At 61.0% G+C, this 7,571-nt stretch carries 5 protein-coding genes and 4 pseudogenes; 5 read left to right on the top strand and 4 right to left on the bottom strand.

Features of this window, described 5'->3' with window-relative positions; all coding sequences use genetic code 11:
- The coding region (locus tag YU1_RS0125010; RefSeq protein ID WP_035716705.1) for an IS3 family transposase at nucleotides 1-280 on the top strand (280 nt) is incomplete at its 5' end.
- 116 nt (nucleotides 281-396) lie between these two features.
- Here YU1_RS0125010 and YU1_RS31180 read toward each other — a convergent pair.
- The 3 genes and pseudogenes from YU1_RS31180 to YU1_RS34805 form a co-directional block, all read right to left on the bottom strand.
- Nucleotides 397-1,213: pseudogene (locus tag YU1_RS31180) on the bottom strand (IS630 family transposase); the annotation flags it as partial.
- Nucleotides 1,214-1,257: 44 nt separating this feature from the next.
- A complete protein-coding gene (locus YU1_RS0125000; RefSeq protein ID WP_029006390.1) occupies nucleotides 1,258-2,478 on the bottom strand; it encodes an IS256 family transposase in 1,221 nt (406 codons plus the stop codon).
- Entirely contained in the window at nucleotides 2,396-2,677 is a 282-nt protein-coding gene (locus YU1_RS34805; RefSeq protein WP_084540125.1) for a helix-turn-helix domain-containing protein, read from the bottom strand. Before YU1_RS34805 ends, YU1_RS0125000 begins: the two co-directional genes overlap by 83 nt.
- Nucleotides 2,678-2,865: 188 nt before the next feature.
- Between YU1_RS34805 and YU1_RS34130 the strand changes: the two genes are divergently transcribed.
- The 4 genes and pseudogenes from YU1_RS34130 to YU1_RS31165 all read left to right on the top strand — a co-directional run bounded on the left by YU1_RS34130 (nucleotide 2,866) and on the right by YU1_RS31165 (nucleotide 5,961).
- Nucleotides 2,866-3,291: a hypothetical protein gene (locus YU1_RS34130; protein WP_035716703.1), complete on the top strand. Its 426-nt coding sequence runs from the start codon at nucleotides 2,866-2,868 to the stop codon at nucleotides 3,289-3,291.
- Nucleotides 3,288-4,837 (top strand): annotated as a pseudogene (locus YU1_RS31170) (MmgE/PrpD family protein). The gene YU1_RS34130 and the pseudogene YU1_RS31170 overlap by 4 nt, the downstream one beginning before the upstream one ends.
- A 10-nt stretch (nucleotides 4,838-4,847) precedes the next feature.
- A pseudogene (locus YU1_RS0124985) lies at nucleotides 4,848-5,108 on the top strand (citrate/2-methylcitrate synthase); the annotation flags it as partial.
- 63 nt (nucleotides 5,109-5,171) lie between these two features.
- Nucleotides 5,172-5,961, top strand: a pseudogene (locus tag YU1_RS31165) (transposase family protein).
- A 41-nt stretch (nucleotides 5,962-6,002) separates the two neighbouring features.
- Here the strand turns inward: YU1_RS31165 and YU1_RS33065 are convergent.
- On the bottom strand, nucleotides 6,003-6,911 hold the full coding sequence (locus YU1_RS33065; RefSeq protein ID WP_084540123.1) for a LysR family transcriptional regulator: 909 nt from the start codon (nucleotides 6,909-6,911) through the stop codon (nucleotides 6,003-6,005).
- Between the last annotated feature and the right edge of the window lie 660 nt (nucleotides 6,912-7,571).

Here is a 7,571-nt window from a genome sequence, read left to right as displayed (position 1 = left end):
CAGCATGGAGTGGGCCTCGTTCCTGAAACACCACGATCTGCAGCCCTCGATGAGCCGTCGTGGCAACAGCCACGACAACGCCATGGCCGAGAGCTTCTTCAATCTCCTCAAGCGCGAACGCATCCGCCGCAAGGTCTACCGCACGCGCAACGAGGCACGCCGGGACGTGTTCGATTACATCGAGATGTTCTACAACCCCACCCGCAACCACGCACGCAACGGGATGCTGTCGCCCATCGAGTTCGAACGGCAGCACAAAGCCAATGCCGAGGGCGTCTAGAAAACGCGGGGCGGTTCACAAAGTAGACCAATCAGCCTGCCCGCTGCTGACCACTTTTTACCTTCGCCCCAAGAGCGAAGAAGCTACCGCATTGCTCTCGTTAGAGCGGTAGCCGATCATATTGGATCATATCCTGCCGCTTCGAAGAAGTTCTGACACTCCCTGGGCGTGAAGAGATCGGCGATGCGTCCGATCGCAGCCCATAGGCCTTCGACGGTGCGCTCGGCGGCTTTGCGCAGGTGGGCCTTGAGCTTGGAGAAGGCGTTTTCGATCGGATTGAAGTCGGGGCTGTGGGGCGGCAAGAACAGGTGGCCGGCGCCGGCAGCCTCGATCAGGCTGCGCACCCGTGGCCCCTTGTGAGAGCCATAGGTTGCCCACCACCACGATGTCACCTGGGATGAGTTCGGGAACGAGCACCTGCTCCACATAGGCTTCGAAGGCGATACGGTTGATGGGGCCATCCAGAACCATCGGAGCCACATGCCGGACCGGCGCAGTCCGGCGAGGAAGGTGGTGGTTTTCCAGTGGCCATGCGGAACGAGCGCCCGCAGGCGCTGGCCGCGGCGGCATCGACCATGGCGGCGGGCCATGTTGGTGGAGGCCCAGGTTTCATCGATGAAGACAAGCCGGTCGGGATCGAGGTCGAGCTGAGCCGCGAACCAGGCGCGGCGCTGCTTCAAGATATCGGAGCGGTCCTGCTCGGCCGCATGGGCGGTCTTTTTTTTTGCGCGTGACGGCATGGCGGGCGAAGAAGCGCCGGACCGTGCCGTCGCCGACACCGATCCCCTGTTCCGCAAGAAGGCCGCGCAGTTCCCCGATGGTGAGGTCCGGCGTCTTCTCCAGAAGGGCCAGGATCAAGTCCCTGTGGGCTTCGACATAATGCGAACGGTTGTCGCCTCCGGCCCCCTTGACGCGCGGATTCCCCCTCTCACGGGAGTGTCAGGAATTTCGTGTGCGGGCGTGCGGTTGAACATTGCTTACGCCCTCGCGGCCTGGAAGCGGTCCGCGAAGAGAATGGCGAACTGGCTCTTGGCCATTGCCCATTCCCTGGGCGGCATCTTCCACTCCTTCTCCGAACGGTTCAAGGCCAGGAACAGCAGCTGCATGGCGGCTTCATCTGTCGGGAAGTGGCCCCTGGCGCGAACCGCCCGGCGCAGCTTGGAATTCAGCGCCTCAATGGCGTTCGTCGTATAGATGATCCGCCGGACGTCCTTGGGGAAGGCGAAGAACGGAATGACTTCGGACCAGGCGCGCCGCCAGATCTGGCCGATGGCCGGGTATTTCCGGCCCCAGGGGCCTGCCTCGAAGGCTGTCAGCGCCGCTTCGGCCGCCTTGTCGTCGAGCGCCGCATAGATTGCCTTCAACCCGCCGGCGAGCTCCTTGCGGTCCTTCCAGGAGGCAAAATCCAGCGAATTGCGCATCAGATGGACGATGCAGGTTTGCACGGTCGTCTCAGGGAAGACCGCATTGATGGCGTCCGGGAAGCCCTTCAGGCCGTCGACGACGGCGATCAGGATGTCCTCGACGCCGCCGTTCTTCAGGTCGTTCATCACGCGCAGCCAGAATTTCGCCCCCTCGTTGGTCTCGATCCATAGCCCGAGGATTTCCTTGGCCCCGTCGCCGCGAACCCCGAGCGCCACACGCACCGCCTTGTTGCGGACATGGCCCTCGTCGCGGATCTTCACCCGAAGAGCATCAAAGAAGACAATGGGATAGACGGATTCCAGCGGGCGGGTCTGCCAGGCCGCTATCTCGTCCAGCACCGCATCCGTCACCGCCGAGATCAGGTCCGGCGACACGTCGGTGCCGTAGAGTTCCTGCACGTGGCCGACGATCTCGCGGGTACTCATGCCGCGTGCGTACATCGACACGATCTTGTCGTCGAAGCCAGGGAACCGGCGCTGGTATTTGGCCAGAAGCTGCGGATCGAAGCTCGATTGCCGGTCGCGTGGGATGGCGAGTTCCACCGAGCCGCTGTCGGTCAGCACCCTCTTCTTGCCGTAGCCGTTGCGCGTATTGCCGGCACTGCCGTCGCCGGCGAGGTGATGATCCATCTCGGCGTTCAGCGCCCGTTCCGCCAGCGCCTTCTTCAACTGGTCGATCAAGCCATTGCTGTCAAATGCCGATTTGGCGTCGGCACCCGCCAGCAACTGGTCCAATATCGCGTCCGGGATTAAAGGCTCTTTCCGTCGTGCCATAGGGGCTCTCCATCGATACCACTATGCACGCCCGCGCACGAAATTCCTGACAGTCCCCCCTCTCACGCGACAGCTTGCGCCATCGGCTCACGCTCGCGGGACTGACTGCGAACACCTGTGCCGCCTCGCGGTGGCTCATCCCGCCCGACACCGCAGCAAGAACACGGACCCGAAGATCCAGAGACAGGGCCTTCGCCATCCCTGCCGGCCCCCACCTCCGGCAGGGAGCTTGAATCACCTTCCCCTGATTGGGGAAGACCTGCCGTTTCAGAACGATCGGCTACCGCTCTAGGTAAGCATCCGCGCACGCCTCTCAAGCGCCTCGCCGGTGCGGTGAAGGCGAGGTGGGCCACCGCGCCGCGTCGGCGCATTCTGCGAGGTAGCCCCATGCTCCATTGCACCCCGGCGCCGCAGGGCGTCATCGAACACAAGGGCGAGGAGGACGATCCCGCCGCCATCGTCACCAAGGCCCTGGACACCTTCAAGGGCGAGGTGATCATCCGTCTCGACAAGATGGAGGCCAAGGTCGGCTATGCCGAGGCGCTCACCAGTTGCCTGGACAAGATGGAAGCCCGCCTCAATTGGCCCGACACAGGCGACGGCACGGCGGAAGCCACCGAGGAGTGCAAGGCGTTCACGCGCGTCGACCGCACCTCCATGACCGTGGAGGTGGAAATGACCGCGGAAGCGATCCCGTCCGGCGCCCGCCGCCTGGCCGTTCGCGGGGCCTTCGAGATGGTCGCGGTCGGCGCCAACGGTCAGCTCGCACCCGTGCAATTCCCTTCAGCCTCACCCAAGGATCAATCCTCGTGAAGTCGCACACCGTACGCACCTACAAGTCCGCCGAGCCGCTCGGACGCGCGGACCAGTTCGCCTGGAAGATCGCCGAAGTCGCCACCGATCCCGTACCGGTGGGCGATGAGGTGGCCGAAATGATCGGGAACCGCATCATCGACAATTCGGCGGTGGCGGCCGCATCCCTCACGCGCCGCCCGGTGGCTAGCGCCCGGGCGCAGGCGCGGGCTCATCCCTGCCAGCCCGGTGCGACCGTGTTCGGCTTCTCCCAGCACCGGCGCGTGTCACCGGAATGGGCTGTGCCTGGGCCAACGGTGTCGCCGTCCGCGAGCTCGATTTTCACGATACCTTTCTCGCCGCCGACTATTCGCATCCCGGGGACAATATTCCGCCAATTCTGGCAGTGGCGCAGCATTGCAGGCTCGATGGCGCAGCGCTGGTGCGCGGCATCGCCACCGGCTACGAGATCCAGGTCGATCTTGTGAAGGGCATCTGCCTGCACGAGCACAAGATCGACCACATCGCCCATCTCGGACCGTCTGCGGCCGCTGGCATCGGCGCCGCGCTGGGCCTCCCGACAGAGACCGTCTACCAGGCGGTGCAGCAGGCGCTCAACGTCACCACCACCACCCGCCAGTCGCGCAAGGGCGAGATTTCCAGCTGGAAGGCTTATGCGCCCGCTTTCGCCGGCAAGATGGCGGTGGAGGCGGTGGATCGGGCGATGCGTGGGGAAGGCGCCCCCTCCCCGGCCTGGGAGGGCGAGGACGGCTTCATCGCCTACCTGCTCGGCGGCCCGAAAGCGGAATATGCGGTGCCGCTGCCGGAGAAGGGCGAGCCCAAGCGCGCTATCCTCGACACCTACACCAAGGAGCACTCGGCGGAATATCAGAGCCAGGCTCTGATCGACCTCGCCCGCCGGATGGTGCCGAAAATCGGCGACCTCTCTCAGGTAGCCTCCATCGTCATCCACACCTCCCATCACACCCATTATGTGATCGGCACTGGCGCTGGCGACCCGCAGAAGATGGATCCGAAGGTCAGCCGGGAAACCGTCGACCATTCCATCACATACATCTTCGCCGTGGCGCTGGAGGACGGTGCGTGGCACCATACGCGGTCCTATGCACCGGAGCGGGCGTCGCGCCCGTCCACTGTCGACCTCTGGTACAAGATCTCCACGCAGGAAGACCCGGAGTGGACGCGCCGCTACCACAGCCGCGATCCGAAGGAGAAGGCCTTCGGCGGCCGTGTGATGGTGACGATCAAGGACGGCCGCGTGATCGCGGACGAACTGGCGATTGCCGATGCGCACCCCTTCGGGGCGCGCCCCTTCTGCCGGAGTGAGTACATCGCCAAGTTCCGCTCGCTCGCGGAGGGGGTGGTCTCCCCGTCCGAGCAGGATCGCTTCCTCGGCACGGTGGAGCGCCTCACCCGGCTCAAGGCGGAAGATCTCAGCGGCCTCACCTTCCAGGTGGACCCGGCACTACTGGGAGCGGTGTGCACCACCGGCATCTTCGACTGGCGCGTCAGGTCGGCGCCCGAGCTCACAGTGATTTCCGGCTGAGGAGGCATCCATGTCCGAGCAACACGCAAGCGGGGGGAAGCCCGCACCCAAGAAGTCCTTGGCGCTCTCCGGCGTGGTCGCCGGCAACACCGCCTTGTGCACCGTCGGCCGCACGGGCAACAACCAGCATTATCGCGGCCACGACGTCCTCGACGTGGCGGAGACCTGCACTTTCGAGGAGATTGCTCATCTTCTCGTCCATGGCACCCTGTCCACGGCAGCCGAGCTTTCCGCGTACCAGGCCAAGCTCAAGCGCCTCCGCGGCCCGCCCTAGAGATGTTTGATCCAGGACTCTGATGGTGCAGCTCTTTTCGCGAGCGTGGACGGAAGCGCTATGGGCCAAGTTCTCCACGGGAGCGCCACGACGACAGAGGCGGTCCGTCGCGCGATACAACATAGTCAAGAGAGCCTGAGGATTCTGGCCAAGCGCCACGGGATCAACCAGAAGACCGTCGCGAAGTGGAAAAGGCGAGCCTCGGCGGTCGATCTGCCGACCGGTCCGAAGGAGCCGAAGTCGACGTTTCTGTCGATGGAGGAGGAGGCGGTGATCGTCGCCTTCCGACGACATACCCTGCTCCCGTTGGATGACTGCCTCTACGCGCTGCAGGCCACGATCCCGCATCTGACGCGCGTCGCTGCATCGCTGCCTGCAGCGCCACGGGATCAGCCGGCTGCCGGAGGCCGAAGGCGACAAGGAGCCGAAGAAGAGGTTCAAGTCCTACCCGATCGGCTTCTTCCATATCGATATTCGCCGATGTCCAGACGGCTGAGGGCAAGCTCTACCTGTTCGCCGCCATTGATCGAACGAGCAAATTCGCCTTCGTACAGTTGGTGGAAAGCGCCAACCGGGTCACAGCTTCGGCCTTCCTGGTCGCCCTGATCTCGGCCGTGCCGTGCGGATGAACCGGACTATCAAGGATGCGACAGTCAAGCGCTATCACTACGACAGCCACGGCCAACTCGAACGCCACCTCCAGGACTTCGTCGGCGCCTACAATTTCGGCCGCCGCCTGAAGAATCTGAATGGTCTCTCGCCCTATGAGTTCATCTGCAGACGTTGGACAATCGACCCCGAACGATTCAATCTCGATCCGATCCACCAAATGCCGGAACTGAACACCTAGGATGATGAGCAACCACGGATGACGAGCAACCACACGTTACATTATAAACGTGAAAGTGCTTCTCGCAAAAGAAATTGCCTGAGCCATTGATTGCCTAGATCCCCCTCCGCATGAATAGGCCACTGCATCGATTCCGTAAACTTCGGCAACGGAAAGGGAAGGTTAATTATATTTAGATTTCGTCTATACATCGCATGACGCACTAATTTCAAGGGCATAATCGCCACCCTGTCGGTTCCGCAGACGAGCTGAGGTATCATGCCAAACGACTGCACCGTCACATCTATGTTTCTTCTAATTCCATTCTCGACCATAAACCACTCTTCTATAGACGGGCGCATGCCGCGGCCAAATTTTGCGGACACATGTTTCATCGACATATATTTTTCGAAAGTAATATCTCCACGAGCGCTTTTATTGGTCCGACAGGCGACGCATACCAATTTTTCCTCAAAAATGGGCGCACACGGCTGATTAGAAGATAAAAAAAGCTCAGGCATAACCAGCATATCAACCTCGGATCTCTGAATTAAATCATGATAGTTGTCGTCTGGCGCGATCAACTCAAACTTCAATGTGGGAAGAGACTTAGATATGGAGTTTATGGCAGGGCCAATAAATACGACAGTTACATAGTCAGACGCAATTATTCTAAATTTCCGACTCGTATTTTCTGGATCAAATTGCCCCGACCCTATGACGGACGACTGAATGCGAGATAATATATCACGCACAGCCGGAGCAAGACTCTCTGCGCGAGGCGTAAAAATCCTTTCACGCCCATTCATCAGGAATAGGTCGTCATCGAAATACTGCCTCAAGCGTTGTATGGCTGCACTCATCGCAGGCTGACTAAGATTAATACTCTTTGCCGCAACGGTCACGCTACCCTCATTCAAGAGGGCATTTAGCGCGACCAGCAGATTCAGATCCAAGCCATTAAATCTCATGCTACGCCACCCCGCATACCGACCCATACTTACATAGACGCAGTTCAGCAATTACCGTACAATAATAAACCTATTATCTATACAGTAAATCCACCGCCTGCAATGCAGCACAGCTCACACCGGGCGTAGTTTTACGATTTGCATCAACAGGTGCAACGTATTTGATTTGCACGATAGTCGAATCTATAATTAGAGCATCTTGCCTTTTATGGGCAATCAGCTCATAATATGATTGCACCCCGATTCACCATCCAAAATAGCGCGGTCGGCCTCAGGGTGCAAATGGTTCCTGGCACTACTTCAGGAGATTTTTAAACGGCTGGCGTTCTTGGGATTCCTGCTGGGGCGACTGCGTGACGCGTGGTCGCATCCCCTGTCTTTTGAAGCTGTGAGGGAGATGGTGCGGGAGGGAGCCCGTCCCCCCGAGGGTGTGCAGCCCGTGCGGGAGCAAGGGTCCCTTCCGCTGTCGCTGAACCCTGAACAGTTGCGTGGGACTGCAGATCCCGCACGACATGGACAGGAGCCATCACCATGCCACAACCCGTCATCGGCTGCGATCTGTCGCGCGCTTTCCTCGACCTCTGCGCTCTGCCGTCCGGCCAGACGCTGCGAATTCCCAGTACCCCGGACGCTATCACCGCGTGGGTCGCCGAGATCGAG

It is taken from the genome of Azorhizobium doebereinerae UFLA1-100, assembly GCF_000473085.1.
Lineage (GTDB): Bacteria > Pseudomonadota > Alphaproteobacteria > Rhizobiales > Xanthobacteraceae > Azorhizobium > Azorhizobium doebereinerae.
Note: the sequence above shows the minus strand (reverse complement) of the source record. Positions and strands in the feature narration are given on the sequence as shown.